This is a genomic window from Mesorhizobium sp. WSM4806, from assembly GCF_055811635.1.
Genome location: NZ_JBVVQZ010000005.1, coordinates 241,945 through 266,460 on the forward strand (window position 1 = coordinate 241,945; position 24,516 = coordinate 266,460).

Sequence of the window (24,516 nt, forward strand, 5' to 3'; positions counted from 1 at the left end):
GGCTTCTTCGCTCTCTCCAAACAGGCGGGCCAAGCAGGCGGGCCAAACAGGCGGGAATGAGACTGTACGGCTTACTGGCTTAACTCTTCTCCGGAGTCAGCCTCTTGCCACAGCTGGCCATTTCGTAGACAAGCCGGGCTGTTAATGCGGAATCCGGGCCGATCACGGCCATTTTCCGCACTGAGACGCGGCTTCCGGTGTTTGCCGACGCGCCGCAAATCGGATAGGCGAAAAAATGTCTGCGATCGAAGCCGGCGCGCGCGCGCCGGAAAATCTTTGGCGTCGGGAAATCAAGGCGACGCTGGCGCTCGCCTGGCCGATGGTGCTCACCAATCTCGGCCAGACCGCGATGACCGCCACCGACGTCATGATGATGGGGCGGCTGGGTCCGGACACGCTGGCCAGCGGCGCGCTGGGCGCCAACCTCTATTTCATGCCGCTGATCTTCGGGCTCGGCCTGATGCTGGCGACCTCGCCGATGATCGCCACTGAGCTCGGCCGCCGTCGTCACTCCGTGCGCGATCTGCGCCGCACCGTGCGGCAGGGCCTGTGGCTGGCGATCCTTATCTCAGTCCCAATCTGGATATTTCTCTGGTACGGCGAGGCCGTGTTGCTGGCCATGGGTCAGGAACCGGCGCTGGCGCATCAGGCCGGCATCTATCTGCGCTGGCTCGAATGGGCGGTGCTGCCCTTCTACGGCTATATCGTCCTGCGCTCGTTTATCTCGGCGCTGGAGCGGCCGGGTTGGGCGCTGGTCATCGTCTTCGTTGCCGTCGCCTGCAATGTCTTCTTCAACTGGGTATTCATGTTCGGCAATCTCGGCGCCCCTTCGATGGGCATCACCGGCTCCGGCCTCGCCACCACGCTGTCCAGCACGCTGATGTTTGTCGGCATGGCGGCGGTGGTGATGCTTGAGCCGAAGTTCCGGCGTTATCAGCTGTTCGGGCGGTTCTGGCGGGCCGACTGGCCGCGCTTCAAGGGCCTGCTGCGGCTCGGCCTGCCGATCGCCGGCCTGCTTGCCTTCGAGGTGACGATCTTCAACGCGGCGGCCCTTCTCATGGGCCTGATCGACGCCGCCTCGCTCGCGGCGCATGCGATCGCCATCCAGATCGCCTCGATCAGCTTCATGGTGCCGCTCGGCCTCAACCAGGCGGCGACGGTGCGCGTCGGGCTCGCCCATGGCGCCGGCAATCCGGAAGGTGTTTCCCGCGCCGGCTGGACCGCCTTTGTCATCGGCGTCTCGTTCATGGCGCTGATGGGGCTGGTGATGATCCTGTGGCCGCAACTGCTGATCAGTGCCTTCATCGATCTCGGCGACCCGGCCAATGCCACTGTGATCGGGCTTGCCGTGTCGTTCCTGGCCTTTGCCGCGCTGTTCCAAATTTTCGACGGTGCACAGGCCGTGGCCGCCGGCATGCTGCGCGGCCTGCACGACACCCAGGTGCCGATGATCTATGCCGCGATCGGCTATTGGGGCATCGGCCTGCCGCTCGGCGTGCTGCTTGCCTTCCATTCCGGGCTCGACGGCGTCGGCATCTGGATCGGCCTGTCGTTGGGGCTGGCGGTGGTGGCGGCGCTGCTCCTGGCGCGCTGGCTGCGGCGCGACAAGATCGCGCCGCCGCTCTCCTTTGGGCATTGATGAAAGCGGCTTCGTGACGAAGCAGGACGGGGTCGTGACGTCTATGGATATTTCGTCTGATTGGCGCTCGCGGCCTGAGGGCTTAGATTGCTTTGCAACTCCTTTGGCAGTGGAAGACTTGAGCACCGCAGGTGCACCGCGCGGGCGAACAATTTTCGTTGCTTCTGCTGGTGCTCCTTGATGGCTGCTGCGAGCCCTAATCCGTACGGGCCAAGAAAGACGCCGGTTCCCCAGCCCGGCTGCTTTTTTTCGCGAGCGTCGTAGTCCGAACCCTCCATGCGGGCTTGCTGGCATTCCGGCGACGCCCATTTCCGGTCTTGCTTCGAAAGCGACGCTCCATAGTCGACCGGAGAGGTCGCGCACCCGGCTACTGTCGCGGCCAACGCGACCAACATTGCAATTCTCATCCCCAAGCCTTCCTAACGCATGTGGAGAGTACACAGAACTCTTCTTCCAACAAGGAGATAGCTCCGAAGAAGCGAAGAAGGTGTTCGAACGCCAAGCGCAGAGGCGGCTTGCTAGTTTGAAGTCGCCCGTCGTTCAAGCGAGCGTGCATATTGCGTCAGCGGGAAGCACATGACGAAGAAGATCAAGGCGACCAGCCCATAGACGGTGAACGGCTCGAAGGTCGCATTGTTGATCGCGTTGGATGTCCTGACCAGTTCCTCGAAACCGATGATCGAGGTCAGCGCGGTCGACTTGATCAGTTGCACCAGAAAACCGACGGTCGGGGCACGGGTGATCGAAAACGCTTGCGGCAGGATGATCAGCCTCAGTTCCTGCAGATAGTGAAGGCCGAGACTGGCGCCGGCGTCCCACTGGCCGCGCGGCAGCGCATCGACGCCGCCGCGCCAGATCTCGGCGAGATAGGCGCTGGCGAAGAAGGTCAGGCCAAGCGCTGCAGCGGTCCACGGCTCGATACGCAAGCCCAGCATCGGCAGGCCGAAGAACATCAGGAAGAGTTGCATGAGTAGCGGCGTTCCCTGGAAGAGCGCGATGTAGCCCGAAGCAACTCGCCGGCTCCATTTGTTCTTGGCGATCCTGAGAAACAGCACGACCATGCCAACCACGCCGCCGCCGACGAAAGCCGCCAGCGACAAAAGCACCGTCCAGCGCGCGGCGAGCAGAAGGTTGCGGACGATATCCCAGAAGGTAAATTCGATCATGACACGCCGGCTCCCAGAGCGCGGCGGCCGCCGCTGACCAGCAGCCGGCGCAGCCCCATCGACAGGACGAGATAGATCATCGTCACCACGAAATAGGTCTCGAAAGCACGGAAGGTGCGCGCCTGCAGCATGTCGGCCTCGTAGGTCAGTTCGCGCACCGCGATCTGCGACACCACGGCGGACTCCAGCATCATGATGATGATCTGGCTGGTCAGCGCCGGAAAGATCACCTTGAGCGCTTGCGGCAGCACGATCTTGACGAAGACCTGACGCAGCCTGAGCCCAAGCGCAAGGGCTGCTTCCGTCTGCCCGCGCGGCACCGCGTCGAGCCCGGCGCCGACGATCTCGATCGTGTAGGCCGCCATGTTGAGCGTCATTGCCAGCATGGCGGCCAGCAGCGGATCGAGCCTCACGCCGATGCTGGGCAACCCGAAGAAGATGAAGAACAGCTGCACAAGGAACGGCGTGTTCCTGATAATTTCGACATAGACGCCGATTGCCCGCTTGAGCAGCAAGGGGCCGTTTCGCCGCCCTGCTGCGCCGAGGATGCTGAGGAACGTTCCCGCCAGCGTGGTCACGGCGATCAAAAGGATCGTCATGGCCGCCCCGCGCGCGATCGCACCTGTCGCATCGGCAAGCCAGCCGAAGTCGAGGCTGTAGCCCATGATAGGTCCTTACCCCGGAGATCAATCCTTGAGGTTGTCGGGATTGAGCGGTGTTTTGAGCCAGGCTTTCGAGCTTTCGTCCAGCTTGCCGTCGGCCAGCATCTTGGCGACCGCGTCGTTGACCGCCTGCTTCAGGCGGTCCTCGTTCTTGTTGAGGCCGATATGTGAGGGCGAGGTGAGAAGCTGGAACTTCTGCTCCGGCTTCAGTGCCTCCTGGCGGGCGAGCACCTGGGCGCCGACATCGTTGCCGACGACCATCAGTTGGGTCTGACCCGAGATGAAGGCCTGGATGACGGAATTATAGTTGTCGAAACGGCGGATGTCGGCCGAGGCGGGTGCTGCCTCGGTCAGTGACGTATCTTCCAGCGTGCCGCGGTTGACGGCGATCGACTTGTCGGCGAGATCGTCCTTGCCTTCGACCTTGAGCGCGGCCGGGCCGATGACGGCGATATAATAGGGCGCGTAGGCGGAGGCGAAATCGATCACCTGCTCGCGCTCCTTGGAGTAGCCGACGCTCATCAGGATATCGACGCGCTTGTCGGTAAGATACGGGATGCGGTTCTGCCCGGTCACGCTGACCAAGTTGAGCTTGACCTTGAGCTGGTCGGCGATGAACTGCGCCACGTCGATGTCATAGCCCTTGATGCTCATATCGGCACTGGCCGAGGAGAAGGGCGGAAAGTCGGAGAAAATGCCGACATTGATCGCGCCGGCCTTAGTGATGTCGTCGAGCGCGTCGGCATTGGCGGCCTGGGTGGCGAGACCGAGGCCGGCGAGCAGCAGCACGCCGGCGATGGATGATTTCATGTGAAATGTCATTGTCGTTCCCCTGCTGGAAGCTTGTTTTGTTTGAATGCGGCCGCCGGCTCCAGCGCGGCGCTCGCCTTGGAAGTTTTTGCCTGATGCGTCAGGCTCGCTTGCCTGAGAGCGCCGGGCTGAACACCATCAGGCTGAGGATCTCGAACAGCACCTGCGCGCCGGCATGGGCCGTGTTGGTGGTTGCGTCGTATTGCGGCGCCACCTCGACGACGTCGCCGCCGACGATGTTGAGCCCTTTGAGGCCGCGCAAAAGTTCAAGCACTTCCCGCGTAGTGAGCCCGCCTACTTCCGGCGTGCCGGTGCCCGGCGCAAAGGCCGGGTCGATGCTGTCGATATCGAAGGACACATAGGTCGGGCCATCGCCAACGATCTGGCGCGCCTTCGCGATGATGGCGGGCATGCCGAGGCCGGTCACCTCTTCGGCATGCACGACGGTCATGCCGGATTCGTAGGTGAACTCCCACAGATACTCGGCCGAGCCGCGGATACCGATCTGGATTGTGCGCGACGGATCCAGCACCCCGTCCAGCACCGCGTTGCGGAACGGCCCGCCATGGTGGAACTTGGTCATGTCGAACAGGCCGCTGGTGTCGCAATGGGCGTCGATGTGGATCATGCCGACCGGCGCCTTTTTGCCGACAGCCTTCAGGATCGGGTGGCTGATCGAGTGATCGCCGCCGACCGAAAGCGGAATGACGCCGGCGTCGACGATCTGGTTCGTCCGGCGCTCGATGTCGTCATGGCTGGTCTCCAGCCGGTAGCGGCTCTGGAACGGCACGTCGCCGATGTCGGCCACCTTCAGTTCGTGTGTCGGCGCGCATTCCAGCACGTGGTTGTAGGGACCGATGCGCTCGATTGCGCGCAGCGCCCTTGGCCCGAAGCGGGCGCCCGGCCGGTTGGTCACGCCAAGGTCCATCGGCACGCCGATCATCGCCACCTGCAGATCGCCGAAATCAGGATTGTCGGCGGCGATTTCCCGGTAGGGAGCGGTGAGGAAGGTCGGAATGCCGGAATAGGGCGCCAGCCGTGTGCCGCTCTTGGAAAAGATCTTGTCGGCGACACGCCGGAATTTCGGGTCGAACATCTCGCCGCCATGGCTTTCGCCATATTTGCGGCGCAACGCTTCGAGCTTGCCGCTGTTATAACCCATGTCCGTCCTCCATGGCTGGTGCGGAGCGGCCATCAATGACGGTCGCAATCCTGCCGGCTGCCTGCGGATTTCACGTCTTGATGCTGTTCGATCCAAAGTGTCTTGCAGCTGCATTGAAAAATCAATTGATATTGTTAGGGCCTTTGCTGTGAGAAAATCTCACATTAATGTCGAGCACGATCTTATCCGAAAACGGGGTCCCACTTCTGGGGATCGTGCTCCTTTGAGGCTCCGATGGCCAAGCGTCTGCCTCCCCTGAATCCATTGCGGGCCTTCGAGGCGACGGCGCGCCATGCCTCGCTGACCAAGGCGGCGGCTGAGCTCAACGTCACCCACGGCGCCGTCAGCCATCAGATCAAGGCGCTCGAACAGTCGCTGGGCGTCAAGCTGTTCGAGCGCGCCGGTCAGCGGGTGAAGCTGACGCCGCACGGCGCCGAATTGCTGCCGGCGGTGTCGACCGCCTTCGACGGCATCGCCGCCGCCACGCAGCGCATGACAAGGCCGGCGAGCACCGGCGCCCTGTCGGTCTCCTGCGTGCCGGCACTGCTGCTGCTGTGGATGATCCCGCGGCTCGGCAGCTTCACCTCGCAGTATCCCGATATCAGGCTGACGCTGATCCCGTCGAATGATGCCAAGGACGTCCGCGCGCCGCATATCGATATCTGCGTGCATTATGGCGATGGCAGCTGGACCGATTGCTGGATGCGCAAATGGTCGGGTCTCGAACTGTTCCCGGTGGTCAGCCCGACGCTGATCAACAACCGTCCGATCCGCACCGTGCGCGACCTTGCCGATCACGTCTTCCTGCACGGCGACGACGGCCGCGAATGGCACACCTGGCTGGCTGCTGCCGATGCGCTGGATCTGGAGCGCGGCCGCCGCCACCATCTTGGCGACGCGCGCATGGCGAGCGAGGCGGCGGTCCACGGCCATGGCGTGGCGCTGGGCGATACGGTGACGGCAAGCGGACTGCTTGCCAGGGGACTGCTGGTCGCGCCGTTCAGCCTGTCGGTGCCGGCGGTCGACGATTTCTATGTCGTCTGCCGCAACGAGATGAGGTCGGCGCCGATCGTGCAGCTGTTCATCGACTGGCTGTTTGCCGAAAAGGAGCAGGCCGACGGCCGCGCCGATGCGCCGGTGGCGGGCCGCATCGGCATCCGTAGGAAGCGTCCGGCGCTGAGAGTGATCGGCGCCAAGACCGCGCCCTGAGGCTGCAGCAGCCGAAGCAGCGCGCTTGCCGCAGCGTTTTCTTTTTGTCGGACCAGCCCGCAAAGCGGGAGGCGCATTCAAAAATTCAATGCTAAGAGGCATTTGGAGCAATTCCAGGAAAAGTGCGCAGCGGTTTTCCGTCCGGAAATTGCGCTAAATGAAAAGCTAGAGCGAGCGGTGAAGGCGGCATCGAGACATGACCAAGACCGATATTGCGCGGCGCGTCTACAACCACACCTGGAAGCTCGACCCGATTGTCCGCAGCCTGCTCGACACCGATTTCTACAAGCTGCTGATGCTGCAGATGATCTGGGGCATGTATCCCAAGATCGACACCACCTTCTCGCTGATCAACCGCACCACCTCGGTTCGCCTTGCCGAGGAGATCGACGAAGCAGAACTGCGCGATCAGCTCGACCATGCCCGCACCTTGCGCTTCTCCAAGAAAGAGATGATCTGGCTTGGCGGCAACACCTTCTATGGCCGCAAGCAGATTTTTGAACCGGAATTCCTCGCCTGGCTCGAGAATTTCCAGTTGCCGGAATACGAGCTTTCCAAGCGCGATGGCCAGTACGAGCTCACGTTCAGCGGTCCGTGGATGTACACGACGCTGTGGGAGATCCCGGCGCTGGCCATTATCAATGAACTTCGATCTCGCGCCGCCATGCGGGCGTTCGGGCCCTTTGCGCTCGACGTGCTCTATGCTCGCGCCAAGGCCAAGATGTGGGCCAAGACCGAGCGGCTGAAAGCGCTGCCCGACATCCGCATTTCGGATTTCGGCACCCGCCGCCGCCATTCCTTCCTGTGGCAGCGCTGGTGCGTCGAAGCGCTCAAGGAAGGCATCGGCGAGGCGTTCACCGGCACCTCCAACGTGCTTTTGGCCATGGACAACGACCTCGAGGCGCTCGGCACCAACGCGCATGAACTGCCGATGGTGTTCGCCGCGCTCGCCAATTCGGAAAGGGAAATGAAGCAGTCGCCCTACAAGGTGCTGCAGGACTGGCAGCGCTACTATGGCGGCAATCTGCTGATCGTGCTGCCGGACACGTTTGGCACCGCGGCGTTCCTGCGTGACGCGCCGGACTGGATCGCCGACTGGACCGGTTTTCGCCCCGACAGCGCGCCGCCGATCGAAGGCGGCGAGAAGATCCTTTCCTGGTGGCGCGGAAAGGGCAAGGACCCCGGGCAGAAGCTGCTGATTTTCTCCGACGGGCTCGAGGTCGAGACCATCGAGGAAACCTACCGCCATTTCCACGGCAAGGTGCGCATGTCCTTCGGCTGGGGCACCAACCTGACCAATGATTTCGAGGGCTGCGCGCCGACCGATACCAACCGGCTCGACGCCATCTCACTGGTCTGCAAGGTCACCGAAGCCAATGGCCGCCCGGCGGTCAAGCTCTCCGACAATCCCGCCAAAGCCACCGGCGACGAAAAAGAGATCGAGCGCTATTTGCGCATATTTGGCGAGAAAGACCGCGTGGAGCAGCTGGTCAAGGTGTGAGGGGTGAGGGAACTCTTGGATAATTCGAGTTCCTTCGCGCCCCCCTCTGTCCTGCCGGACATCTCCCCCACGAGGGGGGAGATTGGCCGTCATCTACACCTTCGCCAATCTCCAACGTCGCATGGAAGGCGCCGTCCGAGCGAACTGCCGATCTCCCCCCAAGTGGGGGAGATGTCAAGTTTTGGCAAAGAGAGCAGGACAGAGGGGGGCGCCGTAGAGCGCTGTCATTCAGCCGCCAAAGCCATTTGCTTTCTTGGTTCTGTCGCTTCGTTGGCCCTCCTGTTCCCCACCCCAGCCTTCGCCCATGCCTCCGATCGCGGCCACGTCCTGCTTCTGCCCACCGGCTACTACGTCGCCGGCGGCGCGTTCGCGGTCGCAGCCAGTTTTCTTGTCCTGGCGCTGCTGCCCTCAGACTTTCCTGCCCGCTTCTGGCGGCGGCGCCTGCCGCTGTTCGCATTCGGCGACGGCGCGCGGGCGGTCGTCAGCTTGATATCCTTTGCCGGCTTTGTAGTTCTGGTTGCGGCCGGCCTGTTCGGCAGCCGTGATCCGCTCTCCAACCCGCTGCCGCTGGCGATCTGGACGCTGCTCTGGGTTGGCCTGGTTTTGCTGCAGGGGCTGTTCGGCAATCTCTGGTCATGGCTCAACCCGTGGTACGGGCCCTGGCGTGTCATTTCCCGCCTGTTCGGCAATCGCAAGATCGTCAATCGCAAGACATGGCGATCGCCTGCGTGGCTCGGCTGCTGGCCGGCTTTCGCGCTGTTCTTCGCCTTCGCCTGGTTCGAGTTGATCGACCCGGCGCCCGACGACCCGGCGCGGCTCGCCTGGGCCGCCGGCCTTTATTGGCTGCTGAGTTTTGCCGCCATGCTGGTGTTCGGCTACCGCGACTGGACCCGGCGCGGTGAGTTCCTGACCGTCTTCCTCGCCATGGTTGCGCGCTTCGCCCTGCTTGAGCGCGACGAAGGCAAGCGCAATGAAGGCGGGCGCAATGAAGTCGAGCGCAAGGAAGGCGGTCGGCTCAGTCTGTGCTGGCCGGGCGCCAAGCTCGGCGATGCCGCGCCGCTGTCGCTCAGCGGCATCGCTTTCCTGCTGCTGGCGCTGTCGTCGGTGTCGTTCGACGGTCTGTCCAAAACCTTCTTCTGGCTCGGCCTGTTCGGCATCAATCCGCTGGAATTTCCGGGCCGCACGGCGGTGATCGGCGTCGGCAGCTTCGGGCTCGTGCTGACGTTCGTCCTGCTTGCAGCCGCGTTGATCCTTGCCATTGTCCTTGGCCAGCATCTTGCCGGCAGCCCGCATTCCCTCAGTCAGGCCGCAGGGCTGCTGGTCTGGTCGATCGTGCCGATCGCGCTCGCCTATCATGTTGCGCACTATCTGACGGCGCTGCTCGTCGACGGCCAATATGCGCTGGCTGCGCTTTCCGACCCGTTCACGCTGGGCTGGAACCTGTTCGGCACCGCCGACATGCCGATCGAAGCCGGCGTCGCTGCCGGCGCCGGCTCGGCATGGTGGCTGTGGAATTTCCAGGCCGGCGTCATCATCATTGGCCACATGCTCGCCGTGCTCGTCGCGCATGGCCTCGCCTGGCGATTGCATTCGCGTCCCGCGGGCGCCGCGCTCAGCCAGTTTCCGCTCACCGTGCTGATGATCGCCTATACGGTCTTCGGCCTGTGGTTGCTTGCCACGCCTTCGGTCGGGTGAGACAAAACCCGGCTTCGATGACGTCGATCAGTCCCCGGGGGAAAGCTCGCTTGCCACGTCAGGGCTTTGATGATTTAGTTTGTACACATGCAATTTCGGCGCTCTCACCAAGAGTGGCCCGTCTCGCTACAGCCATTGGTCAAAACTCAAAAACAAGGGGAACTGCCGTGACTGACAAGAATGGGTTTTTAGATCTCTCCAAAACCGGTCTCACCCGCCGCACCGCGCTCAAGGGGTTGGCCGCGGGCGCCGGACTTGCCGTCGCGCCTGGGTTCGTGCGCTACAGCCAGGCGCAAAGCTCGGCGCCGATAAAGATCGGCTTCCAGTCCCACCGCACCGGCATCGGCGCCGCCTATGGCCGCTGGTACGAGCGGACCACCGCAGCCGCGGTCAAGGCGATCAACGAAGCCGGCGGCATCAACGGCCGGCCGGTCGAGGTGATCATCGAGGATGACGGCACCGATCCCGGCCGCGGCGCCGAAGTGGTCGGTAAGTTCGCCACCCAGCACAAGACCGACATCGTCTACGGCACGCTGTTTTCGCATGTCGTCATCGGCTCGGCGCCGGCAGCCGGCGAGGCCAAGATGCCCTATTTTGTCGTCAGCGAAGGCCACCACGTCGCCTCGACCAAGCTCAACCGCTACGTCTTCCAGCCCGGCATCACCGACGTGAAGAGCCAGATCCAGGCGATGGCGCCGTGGATCGCGGCGAATGCCGGCAAGAAGGTGACGCAGATTTTCCCCGATTTCGCCTTCGGCTACGACCATCGCGACTACCTGCCGCCGGCGCTGAAGGCGCAGGGCGCCGAGGTCATCGCCCAGATCGCCATCCCGCCGACGGAATCGTCCTTCACCAAATACTTTCCGCAGATCCCGGCCGAAACCGAGGTGATCTACCACGTCATGGTCGGCCCGGCGGTACTCACCTTCGTCAAGGAACTCGGCGAATTCTACGGCTCCAGCCGGCCGCAGCTGTTCGGCTTCATCGATTCGCTCGAAGCCACCGACATCAACAGCCCCGGCCTCGAATTCCTCGACGGCAGCCATTTCTGGGAAGGCTCGCCGCGCTATGCGCAGCCCGATGATTCCGGCGCGCAGAAGGCCTATCGCGCCGCCGTCGGCATCGACGACAATGGCGCCGCCGTCGACGATCCCAAGGACGTCTCCACCGCCGCCCACATGTTCGGCTGCTGGGAAACGCTCTATGTCGTCAAGAAGGCGATGGAGGATGCCGGCTACAAGGGCCCGGAAGACCGCGCCAAGCTGGTCGAGGCGACCGAGGCCCTGACCGAGTTCGCCGAAGGCCCCGAGCATCCGCAGGGGCCGAAGACCTTCAACGGCAAGATCCACCAGTGTTTTGGCATCCAGAACATCTCCAAGGTCGAAGGCGGCCGGCTGAACGTCGTCCACAAGACCAAGATCGAGGACGGCCTCTACGAGCCGGAAGGGGATTACACGACGCAGCCGCTGTGAGCTTGCACCCCGCCAGCGTATAGCCGATGCACTTCGGACCCCACCTCCTCCTCGCCGCCCTCGAAGGCCTCGTCACCGCCGCCGTGCTGGCGCTGACGGCGCTTGGGCTGTCGCTGGTGTTCGGCGTCATGCGCGTCGTCAATGTCGCCCATGGCGAGTTCTTCATGCTCGGCGCGGTGCTTGCCTGGGCGATCTCCACGGCGATATCAGGCCATCCGGCGCTCGGCTTCCTCGCAGCCCTGGTGCTGGCGCCGCTGATCGTCGGCCTGATCGCGCTCGTCTCCGAACGGCTGGTGCTGCGCCGGCTGAATTACAATCCGGAAGCCACCATCGTCGCCACCATCGGCATGCTCTACATCATCCAGCAACTGGCGCTGACCTTTTATGGTCCGGAGGCACGGCCGGTGGAGCCGCCCTTCAGCTACCGCATCCTTTTGCCGTGGTTCGGCTACTCCGGCTACAAGCTGTCGATCATCGCCGCATCCGCGCTTCTGCTGGTGGCGACCTGGTTCGTGCTGACGCGTACGCGAATCGGCCTCGTCATGCGCGCCACGCAATATGACAGCGAAACGGCGCAGGCCTTTGGCATTCCGGTCGACCGCGTCTATGCCGGCGTCTTCGCGCTCGGCGCCATGCTGGCGGCGGTGGCCGCGGTGCTGATCGTGCCGATCAGCCAGGCGCATTACCTGATGGGACAGGACCCGCTGCTGCTGTCCTTCATCGTCGTCATCATCGGCGGCCTCGGCTCGCTGCGCGGAACCGTGGTCGCCGCCGTGCTCATCGGCCTGTCGGACGGCATCATCTCGGTGTTCTTCTCGCCGACGCTGGCCAAGATCATCGCCACGCTGCTGGTGGCCATGGTGCTGGTGTTCCGGCCGCAAGGCCTGTTCGGGACGGCATCGCGATGAAGGAGGCTTCACCGTCAAAGGCCTATGCGTTGCATCTGGGCGTCATCGTCCTGCTGTTCGCCCTAAGCTTCGTCCTGCCGGAATATCACCACGGGCTGCTCGCCCGCATCATGGTGCTGGCGGTTTTCGCCATGGGCTACAACCTGCTGTTCGGCTATGTCGGGTTGCTCAGCCTCGGCCACGCCATGTTCTTTTCGGCTGGGCTCTATGGCGCAGGCCTTGCCGTCATCCACCTCGGCTGGAGTGTGCCGGCCGCCTTCGCCGCCGGCCTTGCCTGCGGCGCGCTTCTCGCGCTGGTGATCGGGCTGCTGGCGCTGCGCACTTCCGGTGTCGCCTTCATGATCGTCACCATGATGTTCGCGCAGGTGTTCTATCTCATAATCCTCTATCTCGCGGCCTGGACCGGCGGCGATCAGGGCTTGGTGGTGCCGCAGTCGGCGCGTGTGCTTGTTTTGGGCGACACCTCGCTCGGCCTCACCAATCCGACCGTGCGCTACATGAGCGCGCTGGTCCTGTTCTCGATCGTGCTGCTGGTGACGCTCGGCATAGTCCGCTCCAGGTATGGCCGTGTGCTGGTCGCCATCCGCGAAAACGAGGAGCGGACCAAAATGCTTGGCTACGACATTTTTTCCAACAAGCTTGCCGCGGTCGTCATCTCCGGCACCATCTGCGCGGCTTCGGGCGCCGCCTACGCGCTGCTGTTCGGGTACGTCGGCTCGACCTTCGCCTCGGTGCAATATTCCATTCTGCCGCTGCTCTGGGTGCTGCTCGGCGGTGCTGCGACCACGCTCGGTCCGCTGATCGGCACGCTGTTCATGTACTATGTCGTCGACATCACCAGCGGCTACACCTCGGCCTATCTGCTCATAGTCGGCATTGCCCTCATCGCGCTGGTGCTGTTCTTTCCCAAGGGCGTTCTCGGCACCATCCGCCAGCGCTGGCTCGGATGGCTGCCATGATGCCGCTGCTGACGACCAAAGGCCTGTATCGCAATTTCGGCGGCCTGCGCGCCGTCGATGGTGTCGATTTCGCCCTCATGCCGGGCGAGATCCGCGCCGTCATCGGCCCCAACGGCGCCGGCAAGACCACCTTCGTCAGCCTGATCAGCGGCCGCATCCAGCCATCGTCGGGCATGATCGTCTTCGACGGCGCCGACATCACCAACCTGCCGGCCTACGCCAGGGTTCGCCTCGGCATCGCCTACACCTTCCAGATCACCAGCGTCTTTGCCAACCTCACCGCCTACGACAACGTTGCGCTGCCTGTGCAGCGCACGCTGACCGACGGCCGCTCGAAAGGTGCCGTGCATGTCGGCGTCATGGCGGCGCTCGAGCGCACTGGCCTTGCCGACCGCGCCCACATGCCGGCCGGGCAATTGTCCTATGGCCATCAGCGCCTGCTCGAAGTGGCGATGGGGCTGGCGCTGAAGCCGCGCCTGCTGATCCTCGACGAGCCGACGCAGGGGCTGGCCGACAGCGAGATCGACAATTTCATCGGGCTGGTGCGCGAGATCGCAAAAAGCGCCACCGTGCTTCTGATCGAACACAACATGCCGGTGGTCATGCAGCTTGCCGACCGCATCACGGTCTTCAACGCCGGCAAGATCCTGGCCGAAGGCACGCCCGAGCAGGTCCGCGCCAATACGCAAGTGCAGGACGCCTATCTGGGGACGACCGCATGACGCAAACGCAGGCTGAAGCACTGATCGTCTCCGGGCTCGATTGCTTCTACGGCGAGGTCCAGGTGCTCTACGGCCTCGACCTCGTGCTGAACAAGGGCGAGGTGCTTTGCTTGTTCGGCCGCAACGGCGCCGGCAAGACGACGACGCTGAAGGCGATCATGGGCCTCGTTCCGTCACGCGCCGGCTCGATCAGGCTCGACGGCAGGGAATTGACCGGCCTGCCGGCGCACGACGTGCCGAAGGCCGGCGTCGCCTATGTGCCGCAGGGCCGGCGGCTGTTCGCTGAGATGACGGTGGCCGAAAACATCGAGATTGGCCTGATGGCCCGCGGCAAGGGCAAGGCGACGCGCGAAAACGTGCTCGAGCTCTTCCCGCTGCTGCGCCAGCGGCTGAGACAACGCTCCGGCACGCTGTCGGGCGGCGAGCAGCAGATGCTGGCCATGGCGCGGGCCCTGTGCCTCGAACCGCAGGTGCTTCTGCTCGACGAGCCGACCGAAGGGCTGATGCCGTCGATGATCGCAAAAATTCGCGAGACAGTAGCGAAGCTGCGCGACCTTGGCGTCTCGACGATCCTGGTCGAGCAGCGCGTCGATGCCGTGCTGTCCGTCGCCGACCGGGTCTCGTTCATCGAAAACGGCCGCAACCGCGAGACCGTCGATGTCGAGGAGCTCCGCGCCGATCCGTCGGCGGTCCGCCGCTATGTCGGCGTCGGCTGATCAGCGAAAGAACAGGAAACCCGCGATCAAAAATATCGGGACCAGCACCGCGCCCGACCATGCCATGTAGCCAAAGAAGCCCGGCATTTTCACGCCGCGATGCCTGGCAATGGCGTAAACCATGAAATTCGGTGCATTGCCGATGTAGGTGTTGGCGCCCATGAACACCGCGCCGGCCGAGATCGCCGCCAGCGTCGAGGCGAAGGTGGTCATCAGATGCTGCGGATCGCCGCCGGCGAGCTCGAAGAACACCAGATAGGTCGGCGCATTGTCGAGGAAGGAAGATAGCGCTCCGGTCATCCAGAAATACGCCAGGTCGTTGGGCTCACCGGTGGGCGAGCTGACAAGCGAGACCAGCGGCGCCAGCGCGCCATCGGCACCGGCCCTGAGAATGGCGATGACCGGCACGATGCAGATGAAGATGCCGGCGAACAGTTTCGCCACCTCTGATATCGGCTCCCAGTGGAAGTTGTTCGCCTGCCGGTGGCTTTTCTGCGAGACGCCGAGCGAAAGGAACGCAAGCGCCAGGATGATGGCGTCGCGCACAAGGTTCTGCAATTCAAGGCTCACGCCCTGGACCGAGAAAGCCACGCCCGGCTTCCAGGTCGCGGAAAGCAGGATCGCGCCGATCACCCCGGCCAGCAGCGGGAGGTTGGCCAGGCCTCGGATGCGCACCTTCGTGTCCGGTGTCGGATCCTTGATCTTCGGTGCGCCGGCCTCGCGGTGATGCAGGATGATGTCCATGGCAAGGAAGACGGCCAGCACCAGGCCGCCGACGAACAGTGTCTCCTGATAGAGATTGGCAGCGGTCCAGAAGAAATCGACGCCGCGCAGGAAGCCGACGAACAGCGGCGGATCACCGAGCGGCGTCAGCGAGCCGCCGATGTTGGACACCAGGAAAATGAAGAAGATGACGACATGGGCGTTGAACGACCGGTTGTCGTTGGCGCGCAGGATCGGCCTGATCAGGATCATCGAGGCGCCGGTCGTGCCGATGACCGAGGCGAGCATCGCCCCGATCAGCAGCAGTCCGGCATTCACCAGCGGCGTGCCGTGGATGTTGCCAGCGACGAGGATGCCGCCCGAAATGGTGAACAGCGCAAACAGAAGAATGATGAACGACATGTATTCGGTGAGCAGCGCATGCAGCACCGCCTCTGCAGCCGAAGCCATGCCGAACGCCAGCGCCAGCGGCACGACCGCAAGCGCCGCCCAGAACAAGGTGATCTTGCCGTAGTGATGCTCCCAGACATGGTGGAAGAGCAATGGCCCGGTGGCGATCGACAGAAGCAGGCCGGCAAAGGGCAGCGCCCACCACAGCGACATTGTTTCGCCCGGCAGTTCGTGGACCTCGGCTGCAAGCACTGTTCCCGGAAACAGGGTTGCGACTGCCACCACAGCGCCCGCCGTCAAAGCCGCCGCAAACCGCATAATGCCCCCTCTGGAATTGTGTCGAATGCGATTGGTGATGTTCAAGCCAGCGTCACGCCGGCATCGCGCATTCGGTTCAGCATCGTCTCGAGTGAGCCATTGAGATCGATGCCGCGGCAGGCGTCGAGCCGCACTGTCGTGTGAAAGCCGTGCTTGACCGCGTCGAGCGCCGAGAAGGCGACGCAATAATCGGTCGCCAGGCCGACCAGGGTCAGCGTGTCGATGCCGCGCTCCTTGAGATAGCCGGCAAGGCCGGTCGGCGTCGCATGGTCGTTCTCGAAGAAAGCCGAATAGCTGTCGATCTCCGGACGGAAACCCTTGCGGATCACCAGTTCGGCCCTGGTCCAGGCAAGACCCGAATGGAAATCCGAACCCAGGCTGCCCTGGATGCAGTGGTCGGGCCACAGCGTCTGCGGGCCGTACGGCATTTCAATCGTTTCGAACGGCTGCTTGCCGGGATGACTGGAGGCAAAGCTCGAATGGCCGGCGGGATGCCAGTCCTGCGTCAGCACGACATGTTCGGTCCGCCGGATCAGGTCGTTGACCAGCGGCACGATCTCGTCGCCGCCGGTAACCGCCAGCGCGCCGCCCGGGCAGAAATCGTTCTGCAGGTCGATGATGACAAGCGCTTCGTCGGCCATGCAGCCTCCCTCTTGTTGTCGCGGAGGCATGACCCGAACCGAAAATCGCCGGTGTTCGATCCTGCCGAAATTGCCGCTGGCGCGACCGATGCAGAAACTTGACCAGATGGCCGGCTGCGTCAACTCCAACGGCGTAACAAATGTGCGTGCCGTCGCGCCGATGCTGACGCTGGCGCCAAAACGCGCCAAAACTCCGGCTTTGACAAATCCTGCCGGCTTGATATCATTTGCATACGAATGAATTTGACCGGTTTCGGATGCCGGAAGCATCCGTCTGGAACCCTTTTCTGGGAAGGCCCATTTTTGGGAAGGCCATTGTTTCTGGGAAGGCAAGGCGTGATCCGTTACGCGAAACCCACCACGGTCGACGAGGCGCTCGCTTTGCTTGGCGAGGCTCGGTGGCGCATCCTTGCCGGCGGCACCGATTTCTATCCGGCACAAGGAGCCAAGCCTTTCCGCGACAATGTCCTCGACGTCAACGGTCTGGCGACCCTGCGCGGCATTGCTGAGACCGGCAGCCATTGGCTCATCGGCGCGCGCACGACCTGGACCGATCTTGTCCGTCATCCGCTGCCGACGGCTTTCGATGCGCTGAAGCAGGCGGCGCGGGAAGTCGGCTCCGTCCAGATCCAGAACGTCGCCTCCATCGCCGGCAACCTCTGCAACGCCTCGCCGGCGGCCGACGGCGTGCCGGCGCTGCTGGTTCTCGACGCCGAGGTCGAGCTGCGCTCGCTGGCGACGGTCCGCCATCTGCCGCTGGAAAAATTCATCCTGGGGAACCGCCGCACGGAACTGCAGCCGGGCGAAATGGTCACCGCCATCCGCGTGCCGAAAGAAGCGGCCACCGGCACGTCGGCTTTCGAAAAACTCGGCGGGCGCCGCTATCTCGTCATTTCCATAGCCATGGCGGCGGCCCGCTTGACCATTGAGGATGGCATCGTCGCCAACGCCGCCGTCGCCGTCGGCTCCTGTTCGGCGGTCGCCAGGCGTCTTGCAAGTGTCGAAGCAGCTTTGCGCGGCGTCCCGGTCGACGGATCTCTCGTCGCTGCGATCCAGTCCGCACCGATGGACGAGCTTTCGCCGATCGACGACGTGCGCGGCAGCGCCGAATACCGGCTGGACGCCGCGCGCGAGATTGTCGCCCGCGCCGTTCTCGGTGCCGCGGGTCACGCGTCGGTCGGGAAGGTAGCGGCGGCATGAGCCAAGCTCAACCTGGCATGACCAAAACTCAGCCTGGCATGAGCGGAGCTCAGCCTGGCATGAGCATGGAGCGTGCCGACATCGCCTTCGAGGTCAACGGCGCCGCCGTTTCTGTCTGCGTGCCGCCGGTTCGCCGTCTCTCTTCGGTGCTGCGTGACGAATTGCGCCTGACCGGCACCAAGGTCGGCTGCGACGCCGGCGATTGCGGCGCCTGCACGGTGCTTGTCGACGGCGAACCCGTCTGCGCCTGCCTCATGTCTGCGGCTTCTGCCGCTGGCTCCGTGGTGACCACGGTCGAGGGTCTCGCCAACCGCAGATTGTCGGCGCTGCAGGCCTCGTTCCTCGACCATGGCGCGGCGCAATGCGGCATCTGCACACCCGGCCTGCTCATCGCGGCGACAGCGCTTCTGGACAGCAACCCCAATCCAACCGAGGCCGAAACCCAGGATGCCCTGGGCGGCGTCCTCTGCCGCTGCACCGGCTATCGCAAGATCGTCGCTGCGGTGATGGATGCTGGACGGTTCGCGAGCGAATTTTCGACCGACGGCGCTGCCCCTCATCCGCCTGCCGGCACCTTCTCCCCGTATAATGACGGGGAGAAAGGACAAGTTTGTGCGCTGGCGACCCCTTCTCTCGATCTTGACCGCAGAATGCCAATCTCAGGCCACGCCGTCGGCTCCTCTCCAATTCGCCTCGACGGCCTGCCGAAAGTCACCGGCGGCGAAAGATTCGGCGGCGATTCCTTCCCGGCCGAAGCGCTGGCGGTGCTGGTGGTTCGCTCGCCGCATTATCACGCCCGCTTCGCCTTCGGCGATCTCGACGCCTGGGTGAAAGTCCATCCCGGCATCGTCGGCGTCTTCACCGCTGCCGACATTCCGGGAAAGAACTGCTTCGGCGTCATTGCGCCTTTCGCCGACCAGCCGGCGCTGGCCGAGGATTTTTCGCGCTTTCGCGGCGAGGCGGTGGCGCTGGTTGCCGGCGAGCGCGAGGCCATCCTCGATCTCGACCTTGCGGATTTTCCTGTTCGTTGGGCCGAGTTGCCGCATGTCCTGCAGCCATGCGAGGCGCAGGCCGGCGGCGTGCAGCTGATCCACGAGAACCGGCCGGCAAACCTGCTCACATCAGGCTTTGTCGAGCGCGGTGACCCCGAAGCCGCCCTTGCCGGCGCTGCGTTCACTGTTTCCGGCGCCATCGACACGTCCTATGTCGAGCACGCCTATATCGAGCCGGAAGCCGGCTATGCCTATATGGACGGCGACACGCTGGTCGTCGTCGCCTGCACGCAGGCGCCCTATATGGACCGCGACGACGTGGCAAAAGTGCTTGGCCTTGCCGTCGACAAGGTGCGGATCGTGCCGACCGCCACCGGCGGCGGCTTCGGCTCCAAGCTCGACGTTTCGTTGCAGCCGCTGATCGGTCTGGTGGCGATGAAGACCGGGCGGCCGGCGGCACTCGCCTATACCCGTCATGAATCGATGATCTCGACCACCAAGCGTCATCCCGCCGAGATGAAGGCGACCATCGGCGCCGATGCCGATGGCCGCGTCACCGGCATGGTCTTCGCCGGCGATTTCAACACCGGCGCCTATGCGAGTTGGGGACCGACCGTCGCCAACCGCGTGCCGGTGCACGCCTCCGGTCCCTATGCGACGCCGAACTATCGGGCCGAAGGCCGCGCCATCCACACGAATGGCCCGATCTCCGGCGCCTTCCGCGGTTTCGGCGTGCCGCAGGCGACGATCATGCAGGAGACGCTCTATGACGAGCTGGCCGAAAAGCTTGGCCTGGACCGGCTCGATTTTCGGGTGAAAAACTGTCTTCGTAACGGCTCCGAAACGGTTACCGGACAGAGGCTGGAATCGGGCGTCGGCATCGCCGAGTGCCTCGAAGCGCTGCGCCCGCATTGGAGGCGTGCGCTTGTCGATGCCGATACATTCAACAGTGCCAACGAAACCCGGAAACGCGGCGTCGGCGTCGCCTCCTGCTGGTATGGCTGCGGCAACACCTCGCTGCCCAATCCGTCGACCATCAGGGTCGGCATCTCGGCTGAAGGCGATGTCGTCCTGCATCAGGGCGCGGTCGATATCGGGCAAGGTTCGAACACGGTCATTGCGCAGATCTGCGCCGACGCGCTCGGCCTGCCGCTCGAAAAATTCCGCTTGAAAAGCGCCGACACGGCGATCACGCCGGACGCCGGCAAGACGTCGGCCTCGCGCCAGACCTTCGTGACCGGCAAGGCCGCCGAAAAAGCCGGCCGTGCTTTGCGCGAGACCATGCTGCGCTTTGCCAATGTGTCGGAGAGAGCGGCGATCGCTCTGGATGGCGCAAGCCTGGTCATCCGCGAAGGCGAAGCGACACGGCATATCGATTTGTCCACGCTGAAGGCCGATGCCGACGGCTTGGTCTTTCGCGCCGAGGAAAGCTATGACCCGCCGACCCTGCCGCTCGACGCCAGGGGCCAGGGCAAGCCTTATGCCGTCTATGGCTACGGCGCGCAGATCGCCGAACTGGAGGTCGACCTCAAGCTCGGCACGGTGAAGCTGATCAAGATCACCGCAGCGCATGATGTCGGCAAGGCGGTCAATCCTCTGCTCGCCGAAGGCCAGATCGAGGGCGGCATCGCGCAAGGCATCGGCATGGCGCTGATGGAGGAATACATCCCCGGCCGCACCGAGAATCTGCACGACTACCTGATCCCGACGATCGGCGACGTGCCGCCGATCGAGACCATCCTGATCGAAGTTCCGGATCCGGAAGGACCGTTTGGCGCCAAGGGCCTGGGCGAGCATGTGCTGATCCCGACGGCACCGGCGATCCTCAACGCCATCCGCCATGCCACCGGTGTCCTGGTCAGCAAAATTCCGGCGACGCCGAGCCGCACCCGCGCCGCGATCCGCGACAAGGAGGCACGCCGATGAGCGAGCTTGCCGAACGTTTCGAGACGCATGATCCCGGCGAGAAGCAGGTGGCGGAAAAGATCCGCTGCGATGCCTGCCCGGTCATGTGCTACATAGCAGACGGCCGCACCGGCGCCTGCGACCGCTACGGCAATGTCGGCGGCAGGATCGTGCGGATGGATCCGCTGACCATCCTCGACCACGCGACCGAGGCCGGCGGCGCGGTCGTGCCGTTTGTCGCCGAGGGCGAAGAATGGGACGGCGAGCTGGTCAACACCGGCCGCCGCTTCGTCACCGCGATCGGCGCCGGCACCACCTATCCCGACTACAAGCCGGCGCCTTTCATCGTCAGCCAGGAGGTCGAAGGCGTCGATCTCGTCACCGTCGTCACCGAGGGCATCTTCTCCTACTGCGGCCTCAAGGTGAAGATCGACACCGACCGTCATATCGGCCCCGAAACGGCGATTGTGCGCGCCGGAGGCGAGGCGATCGGCCATGTCACGACAGGCGAATATGGCTCGCAGATGCTGTCGCTGGGCGGCGTGCATCATCTGACCGGCGGCTCGAAAGCCGAAGGCCGCGCCACCTGCGATGCGCTGCTCAATCTATGCAATCGCAAGCCGGTCGAACTCACCATCGACGGCGGCGCTGTGGTCGTCGTCGAAGCCGGCAAGCCGCCGGTCATCGACGGCAAGCTCGAGCAGCGGATGCGCGTCGGCTGCGGCTCGGCCACCATCGGCATGTTCGCCACCCAGTGGCGCGGCCTGGTCGACGAGGTGGTGGTGGTCGACGATCACATCACCGGCGTCGTCTCCGAGCATCAGGCAGGCAAGGTGCTCGGCTGGCAGGACACGGGCATAAAAATCATCGGCCGCCGTTCGACGCCGGGTCGCTATTTCAAGGTGTCGGAGCCCGGCCTCGGCTGGGGCGGCACCAGCATTTCCAACCCGCTGTCGATCCTTGGCGAATGGAATGCGAAGAAGGGCGCGCGTCCCGGCCTGTCGCTGCTGATGGTCTCGACCACCGGCGAGCAGTTCGCCTATTACGAGCTCGACGACGCCTTGAAGCCGATGCAGAAACCGTTCCCCGAGCGACTGCAGAAATCCGTCGGCCTGATCGAGGACAATTGCGAGCCGGCGCTGTGCACCGTGCTGTTCGTCGGCGGCGCCGGCGGCTCGCTGCGCGCCGGCGTCACCGAGAACCCGGTCAATCTGACCCGCTCGGTGCAGGGCCTGACGACGTATGTGACGGTCGGCGGCGCGCCGGTCTATGTCTGGCCGGGCGGCGGCATCACGCTGATGGTCGACGTCACCCGCGTGCCGGAAGGCGCCTTCGGCTATGTGCCGACGCCGGCACTGGTGGCGCCGATCGAGTTCACCCTGCGCCGCGACGATTATATCAGGCTCGGCGGCTACGAAGCCGAGATCCGCAGCGTTGACGACATTCTCGCCAAAGGCGGCGAGTATCTCAACCCGCGCCGCGGCACGTCTGCGCCAGCCAGCAATCCATGGCCGCCGCTGGCGCAGCTCCGGCGCACAGCGGCAGACGGGGCAAAGTGATGAACGGCCCGCAGGCGCATTGGCTTGAGGACGGCAGGCGGCTGCATCTCAATCATGGCCCGATCGACCTGATCGTCGAGGCATTTGGCGATGCGGACGAACGCCGCGCCGCCTATAGCCAGGCGGTGGCGCGGTTTCAAACAATCCTGCCAGAACTCGTCGACGAACTGCCAGAACTACGCCGGCCGGCCTCGTCGCGACCCCGGGCTTTCGCTGGCCCTACGGCGCGACGTATGGAAGCGGCGGTTGTTCCGCTGGCGAAACAATTCATCACGCCGATGGCTGCGGTCGCCGGTTCGGTAGCCGACGAAATGCTTGCTACGCTGCTGGCCGGCCGCCGGCTCGATCGCGCCTATGTCAACAATGGTGGCGACAGCGCGATCCATCTCGGCAATGGCCGGTCCATGACGCTTGCCATTGCCGGGACGGGCCATGGACTGGCAGACCGGATCGCGATCCGTGCCGAAGACGGGATTCGCGGCATCGCGACCAGCGGCTGGCGCGGCCGTTCCTTTTCGCTCGGGATCGCCGACGCTGTTACCGTGCTGGCGCGGACCGGTGCTGAAGCCGATGCAGCCGCCACCCTGATCGCCAACGCCGTCGACCTGCCCGGTCATCGCGCCATCGAGCGCATGCCGGCACGCGATCTGGCGCCCGACAGCGACCTTGGCGATCGCCTGGTCACCCAGGGCGTCGGCGCGCTTTCATCAGGCGAAATCGCCGTCGCGCTGGACTGGGGGCTCGCCGTCGCCGAGGAGTTTCGGCGAAACGGCCTGATTGCCGCTTCAGCCTTGTTCCTTGCCGGTCAGGCACGGATCGCCGGCCCCATGGCGCTCGTTGCGCCCAACGAGAAATCAAGGAAGGAAATTGCCCATGCCTGAGTTTGCGATCCGCAAGATTGCGGTGCTGACCGAGGAGATATTTCATGAGGGCGGGCCGGTGGCGAAGGTGCCGCGCCGCCGCGCCGCCGCAATGGCGGTAGTGAACAACCCATTCGCCGGCCGCTACGTGGAAGATCTGCAGAGCGCCATGGACGATCTGAAGCCGCTCGGCCTGCTGCTCTCCGACAAGCTCATCACCGCATTGGGTGGCGACGTGAAACAGATCGACGGCTACGGCAAGGGCGCCATCGTCGGTATCGCCGGCGAGCTGGAGCATGGCGCGCTGTGGCATGTGCCTGGCGGCTATGCCATGCGCGAGCGGCTCGGCGACGCCAAGGCGATCGTGCCATCGGCAAAGAAGGTCGGCGCCTTCGGCTCGCGGCTCGACGTGCCGCTCGGCCATATCAACGCCGCCTATGTGCGCAGCCATTTCGACGCCATGGAGGTCGGCATCAGCGACGGCCCTCGTCCCGACGAGATCCTGTTCTGCCTCGCCATGACCTGCGGCCCGCGCGTGCACGACCGCATGGGCGGCCTCGCGGCAAAGGACATCAAGGCGTGGGACGGACTGCGGTGAGCGCCGAAGACATCAAGCTCAAGCTGGTCGAGGCCGAGGAGCCTGACGAGAACGATTACCGCCTGCAGGAGCAGGTCGGCTTCATCCTGCGCAAGGCTCACCAGCGCCATGTCTCGATCTTCGCCGCGCACATCGCCGACCTGACGCCGCCGCAATTCGCCGCCCTGGCCAAGTTGCACGATGTCGGCGAGACCTCGCAGAACCAGCTTGGCAGCCTGATCGCCATGGACGCGGCGACGGTGAAAGGTGTCATCGACCGGCTCAAGGCGCGCGGCCTGGTCGAGCTTTCCAAGCATGAGGTCGACAAAAGGCGCCTGCTGGTCAATCTGACTGCTGAAGGCCGCAAGGCTGTCGAGCGGCTGATCCCGATCGCCCGCGACATCACGCAGGAAACGCTGGCGCCGCTTTCGGCCAAGGAGGCCGCCATTTTCATGAGGCTTTTGGCCAAGCTGGCGTGAGCGCGGCCTTGGTCAGCCTAGGCCGTAAGAGTCCGCATTTTCGGATACCTGGCCTAGTCAGCTTGTTCGGTCTGCGCTGCCCCTCATTGCCCTGCCGGGCATTTCTCCCCGTATAGTGACGGGAAGCCGCCACCGATGGTTTCGCCAATCGCCAGCGTTGAAAAAAGGGTGCAGCGTTTCCGGTCAGTCCCCTTCTCCCCGTCACTATACGGGGAGAAGGTGCCGGCAGGCGGATGAGGGGCAGCGCTATG

At 64.1% G+C, this 24,516-nt stretch carries 23 protein-coding genes; 16 read left to right on the forward strand and 7 right to left on the reverse strand.

Annotated features, from left to right (window positions below):
• Positions 1–235: 235 nt before the first annotated feature.
• A complete protein-coding gene (locus AC0L2M_RS10615; RefSeq protein WP_128170123.1) occupies positions 236–1,639 on the forward strand; it encodes an MATE family efflux transporter in 1,404 nt (467 codons plus the stop codon).
• 41 nt (positions 1,640–1,680) lie between these two features.
• Here AC0L2M_RS10615 and AC0L2M_RS10620 read toward each other — a convergent pair whose 3' ends face one another.
• The 5 genes from AC0L2M_RS10620 to speB form a co-directional block, all read right to left on the reverse strand.
• Positions 1,681–2,046 carry a hypothetical protein gene (locus AC0L2M_RS10620; protein WP_473534797.1) on the reverse strand — a complete coding sequence of 122 codons (366 nt, stop codon included), beginning with the start codon at positions 2,044–2,046 and terminating at the stop codon, positions 1,681–1,683.
• Positions 2,047–2,157: 111 nt separating this feature from the next.
• On the reverse strand, positions 2,158–2,805 hold the full coding sequence (locus AC0L2M_RS10625; RefSeq protein ID WP_287065849.1) for an amino acid ABC transporter permease: 648 nt from the start codon (positions 2,803–2,805) through the stop codon (positions 2,158–2,160).
• Positions 2,802–3,470: an amino acid ABC transporter permease gene (locus AC0L2M_RS10630; RefSeq protein WP_473534798.1), complete on the reverse strand. Its 669-nt coding sequence runs from the start codon at positions 3,468–3,470 to the stop codon at positions 2,802–2,804. Before AC0L2M_RS10630 ends, AC0L2M_RS10625 begins: the two co-directional genes overlap by 4 nt.
• A 21-nt stretch (positions 3,471–3,491) precedes the next feature.
• Positions 3,492–4,289, reverse strand: a complete 798-nt coding sequence (locus tag AC0L2M_RS10635) for a transporter substrate-binding domain-containing protein (protein WP_473534799.1) — start codon at positions 4,287–4,289, stop codon at positions 3,492–3,494.
• An 88-nt stretch (positions 4,290–4,377) separates the two neighbouring features.
• Positions 4,378–5,439: an agmatinase gene (speB, locus tag AC0L2M_RS10640; RefSeq protein ID WP_473534800.1), complete on the reverse strand. Its 1,062-nt coding sequence runs from the start codon at positions 5,437–5,439 to the stop codon at positions 4,378–4,380.
• Positions 5,440–5,673: 234 nt separating this feature from the next.
• Here speB and gcvA point away from each other — a divergent pair, with 234 nt between their 5' ends.
• From gcvA to AC0L2M_RS10680, 8 genes are all read left to right on the forward strand, one after another.
• Complete coding sequence (gcvA, locus tag AC0L2M_RS10645; RefSeq protein ID WP_091596313.1) at positions 5,674–6,648, forward strand: transcriptional regulator GcvA; 975 nt, start codon at positions 5,674–5,676, stop codon at positions 6,646–6,648.
• Between the two features lie 196 nt (positions 6,649–6,844).
• Entirely contained in the window at positions 6,845–8,149 is a 1,305-nt protein-coding gene (gene pncB, locus AC0L2M_RS10650; RefSeq protein WP_473534801.1) for a nicotinate phosphoribosyltransferase, read from the forward strand.
• A gap of 171 nt (positions 8,150–8,320) precedes the next feature.
• Positions 8,321–9,844, forward strand: a complete 1,524-nt coding sequence (locus AC0L2M_RS10655) for a hypothetical protein (protein ID WP_473534802.1) — start codon at positions 8,321–8,323, stop codon at positions 9,842–9,844.
• 167 nt (positions 9,845–10,011) lie between these two features.
• The gene (locus AC0L2M_RS10660; protein ID WP_473534803.1) at positions 10,012–11,316 is read left to right on the forward strand and encodes an ABC transporter substrate-binding protein; all 1,305 of its coding nucleotides are present in this window, start codon (positions 10,012–10,014) and stop codon (positions 11,314–11,316) included.
• Between the two features lie 26 nt (positions 11,317–11,342).
• Positions 11,343–12,224, forward strand: a complete 882-nt coding sequence (locus AC0L2M_RS10665) for a branched-chain amino acid ABC transporter permease (protein WP_473534804.1) — start codon at positions 11,343–11,345, stop codon at positions 12,222–12,224.
• Positions 12,221–13,183, forward strand: a complete 963-nt coding sequence (locus tag AC0L2M_RS10670) for a branched-chain amino acid ABC transporter permease (RefSeq protein WP_473534805.1) — start codon at positions 12,221–12,223, stop codon at positions 13,181–13,183. The genes AC0L2M_RS10665 and AC0L2M_RS10670 overlap by 4 nt, the downstream gene beginning before the upstream one ends.
• The gene (locus AC0L2M_RS10675; RefSeq protein WP_473534806.1) at positions 13,180–13,905 is read left to right on the forward strand and encodes an ABC transporter ATP-binding protein; all 726 of its coding nucleotides are present in this window, start codon (positions 13,180–13,182) and stop codon (positions 13,903–13,905) included. The genes AC0L2M_RS10670 and AC0L2M_RS10675 overlap by 4 nt, the downstream gene beginning before the upstream one ends.
• The gene (locus tag AC0L2M_RS10680) at positions 13,902–14,621 is read left to right on the forward strand and encodes an ABC transporter ATP-binding protein (RefSeq protein ID WP_473534807.1); all 720 of its coding nucleotides are present in this window, start codon (positions 13,902–13,904) and stop codon (positions 14,619–14,621) included. The genes AC0L2M_RS10675 and AC0L2M_RS10680 overlap by 4 nt, the downstream gene beginning before the upstream one ends.
• On the opposite strand, the gene AC0L2M_RS10685 is transcribed toward AC0L2M_RS10680, so the two are convergent.
• Positions 14,622–16,052, reverse strand: a complete 1,431-nt coding sequence (locus AC0L2M_RS10685; protein WP_473534808.1) for a sodium:proton antiporter — start codon at positions 16,050–16,052, stop codon at positions 14,622–14,624.
• 41 nt (positions 16,053–16,093) lie between these two features.
• On the reverse strand, positions 16,094–16,693 hold the full coding sequence (gene pncA, locus AC0L2M_RS10690; protein WP_473534809.1) for a bifunctional nicotinamidase/pyrazinamidase: 600 nt from the start codon (positions 16,691–16,693) through the stop codon (positions 16,094–16,096).
• 28 nt (positions 16,694–16,721) lie between these two features.
• On the opposite strand from pncA, the gene AC0L2M_RS10695 reads away from it, so the two are divergent.
• From AC0L2M_RS10695 to AC0L2M_RS10725, 7 genes are all read left to right on the forward strand, one after another.
• The gene (locus tag AC0L2M_RS10695; RefSeq protein ID WP_473534810.1) at positions 16,722–16,934 is read left to right on the forward strand and encodes a hypothetical protein; all 213 of its coding nucleotides are present in this window, start codon (positions 16,722–16,724) and stop codon (positions 16,932–16,934) included.
• A 95-nt stretch (positions 16,935–17,029) separates the two neighbouring features.
• The gene (locus AC0L2M_RS10700) at positions 17,030–17,893 is read left to right on the forward strand and encodes an FAD binding domain-containing protein (RefSeq protein ID WP_473534811.1); all 864 of its coding nucleotides are present in this window, start codon (positions 17,030–17,032) and stop codon (positions 17,891–17,893) included.
• A gap of 59 nt (positions 17,894–17,952) precedes the next feature.
• Positions 17,953–20,811 carry a molybdopterin-dependent oxidoreductase gene (locus AC0L2M_RS10705; RefSeq protein ID WP_473534812.1) on the forward strand — a complete coding sequence of 953 codons (2,859 nt, stop codon included), beginning with the start codon at positions 17,953–17,955 and terminating at the stop codon, positions 20,809–20,811.
• Positions 20,808–22,349, forward strand: a complete 1,542-nt coding sequence (locus AC0L2M_RS10710; RefSeq protein WP_473534813.1) for a 6-hydroxynicotinate reductase — start codon at positions 20,808–20,810, stop codon at positions 22,347–22,349. Before AC0L2M_RS10705 ends, AC0L2M_RS10710 begins: the two co-directional genes overlap by 4 nt.
• The gene (locus tag AC0L2M_RS10715) at positions 22,349–23,230 is read left to right on the forward strand and encodes a UPF0280 family protein (protein WP_473534814.1); all 882 of its coding nucleotides are present in this window, start codon (positions 22,349–22,351) and stop codon (positions 23,228–23,230) included. Before AC0L2M_RS10710 ends, AC0L2M_RS10715 begins: the two co-directional genes overlap by 1 nt.
• Positions 23,223–23,807, forward strand: coding sequence for an amino acid synthesis family protein (locus AC0L2M_RS10720; RefSeq protein ID WP_287213473.1), 585 nt, complete (start codon positions 23,223–23,225; stop codon positions 23,805–23,807). Before AC0L2M_RS10715 ends, AC0L2M_RS10720 begins: the two co-directional genes overlap by 8 nt.
• Entirely contained in the window at positions 23,804–24,265 is a 462-nt protein-coding gene (locus AC0L2M_RS10725; RefSeq protein ID WP_473534815.1) for a MarR family winged helix-turn-helix transcriptional regulator, read from the forward strand. Before AC0L2M_RS10720 ends, AC0L2M_RS10725 begins: the two co-directional genes overlap by 4 nt.
• Positions 24,266–24,516: the final 251 nt, after the last annotated feature.

Excerpts from the sequence above, each read along its gene's own strand:
- AC0L2M_RS10615 (WP_128170123.1), top strand. The coding sequence starts at position 236 with ATGTCTGCGATCGAAGCCGGCGCGCGCGCGCCGGAAAATCTTTGGCGT.
- AC0L2M_RS10620 (WP_473534797.1), bottom strand. The coding sequence starts at position 2,046 with ATGAGAATTGCAATGTTGGTCGCGTTGGCCGCGACAGTAGCCGGGTGC.
- AC0L2M_RS10625 (WP_287065849.1), bottom strand. The coding sequence starts at position 2,805 with ATGATCGAATTTACCTTCTGGGATATCGTCCGCAACCTTCTGCTCGCC.
- AC0L2M_RS10630 (WP_473534798.1), bottom strand. The coding sequence starts at position 3,470 with ATGGGCTACAGCCTCGACTTCGGCTGGCTTGCCGATGCGACAGGTGCG.
- AC0L2M_RS10635 (WP_473534799.1), bottom strand. The coding sequence starts at position 4,289 with ATGACATTTCACATGAAATCATCCATCGCCGGCGTGCTGCTGCTCGCC.
- speB (WP_473534800.1), bottom strand. The coding sequence starts at position 5,439 with ATGGGTTATAACAGCGGCAAGCTCGAAGCGTTGCGCCGCAAATATGGC.
- gcvA (WP_091596313.1), top strand. The coding sequence starts at position 5,674 with ATGGCCAAGCGTCTGCCTCCCCTGAATCCATTGCGGGCCTTCGAGGCG.
- pncB (WP_473534801.1), top strand. The coding sequence starts at position 6,845 with ATGACCAAGACCGATATTGCGCGGCGCGTCTACAACCACACCTGGAAG.
- AC0L2M_RS10655 (WP_473534802.1), top strand. The coding sequence starts at position 8,321 with ATGTCAAGTTTTGGCAAAGAGAGCAGGACAGAGGGGGGCGCCGTAGAG.
- AC0L2M_RS10665 (WP_473534804.1), top strand. The coding sequence starts at position 11,343 with ATGCACTTCGGACCCCACCTCCTCCTCGCCGCCCTCGAAGGCCTCGTC.
- AC0L2M_RS10670 (WP_473534805.1), top strand. The coding sequence starts at position 12,221 with ATGAAGGAGGCTTCACCGTCAAAGGCCTATGCGTTGCATCTGGGCGTC.
- AC0L2M_RS10675 (WP_473534806.1), top strand. The coding sequence starts at position 13,180 with ATGATGCCGCTGCTGACGACCAAAGGCCTGTATCGCAATTTCGGCGGC.
- AC0L2M_RS10680 (WP_473534807.1), top strand. The coding sequence starts at position 13,902 with ATGACGCAAACGCAGGCTGAAGCACTGATCGTCTCCGGGCTCGATTGC.
- AC0L2M_RS10685 (WP_473534808.1), bottom strand. The coding sequence starts at position 16,052 with ATGCGGTTTGCGGCGGCTTTGACGGCGGGCGCTGTGGTGGCAGTCGCA.
- pncA (WP_473534809.1), bottom strand. The coding sequence starts at position 16,693 with ATGGCCGACGAAGCGCTTGTCATCATCGACCTGCAGAACGATTTCTGC.
- AC0L2M_RS10695 (WP_473534810.1), top strand. The coding sequence starts at position 16,722 with ATGACCCGAACCGAAAATCGCCGGTGTTCGATCCTGCCGAAATTGCCG.
- AC0L2M_RS10705 (WP_473534812.1), top strand. The coding sequence starts at position 17,953 with ATGAGCATGGAGCGTGCCGACATCGCCTTCGAGGTCAACGGCGCCGCC.
- AC0L2M_RS10710 (WP_473534813.1), top strand. The coding sequence starts at position 20,808 with ATGAGCGAGCTTGCCGAACGTTTCGAGACGCATGATCCCGGCGAGAAG.
- AC0L2M_RS10715 (WP_473534814.1), top strand. The coding sequence starts at position 22,349 with ATGAACGGCCCGCAGGCGCATTGGCTTGAGGACGGCAGGCGGCTGCAT.
- AC0L2M_RS10720 (WP_287213473.1), top strand. The coding sequence starts at position 23,223 with ATGCCTGAGTTTGCGATCCGCAAGATTGCGGTGCTGACCGAGGAGATA.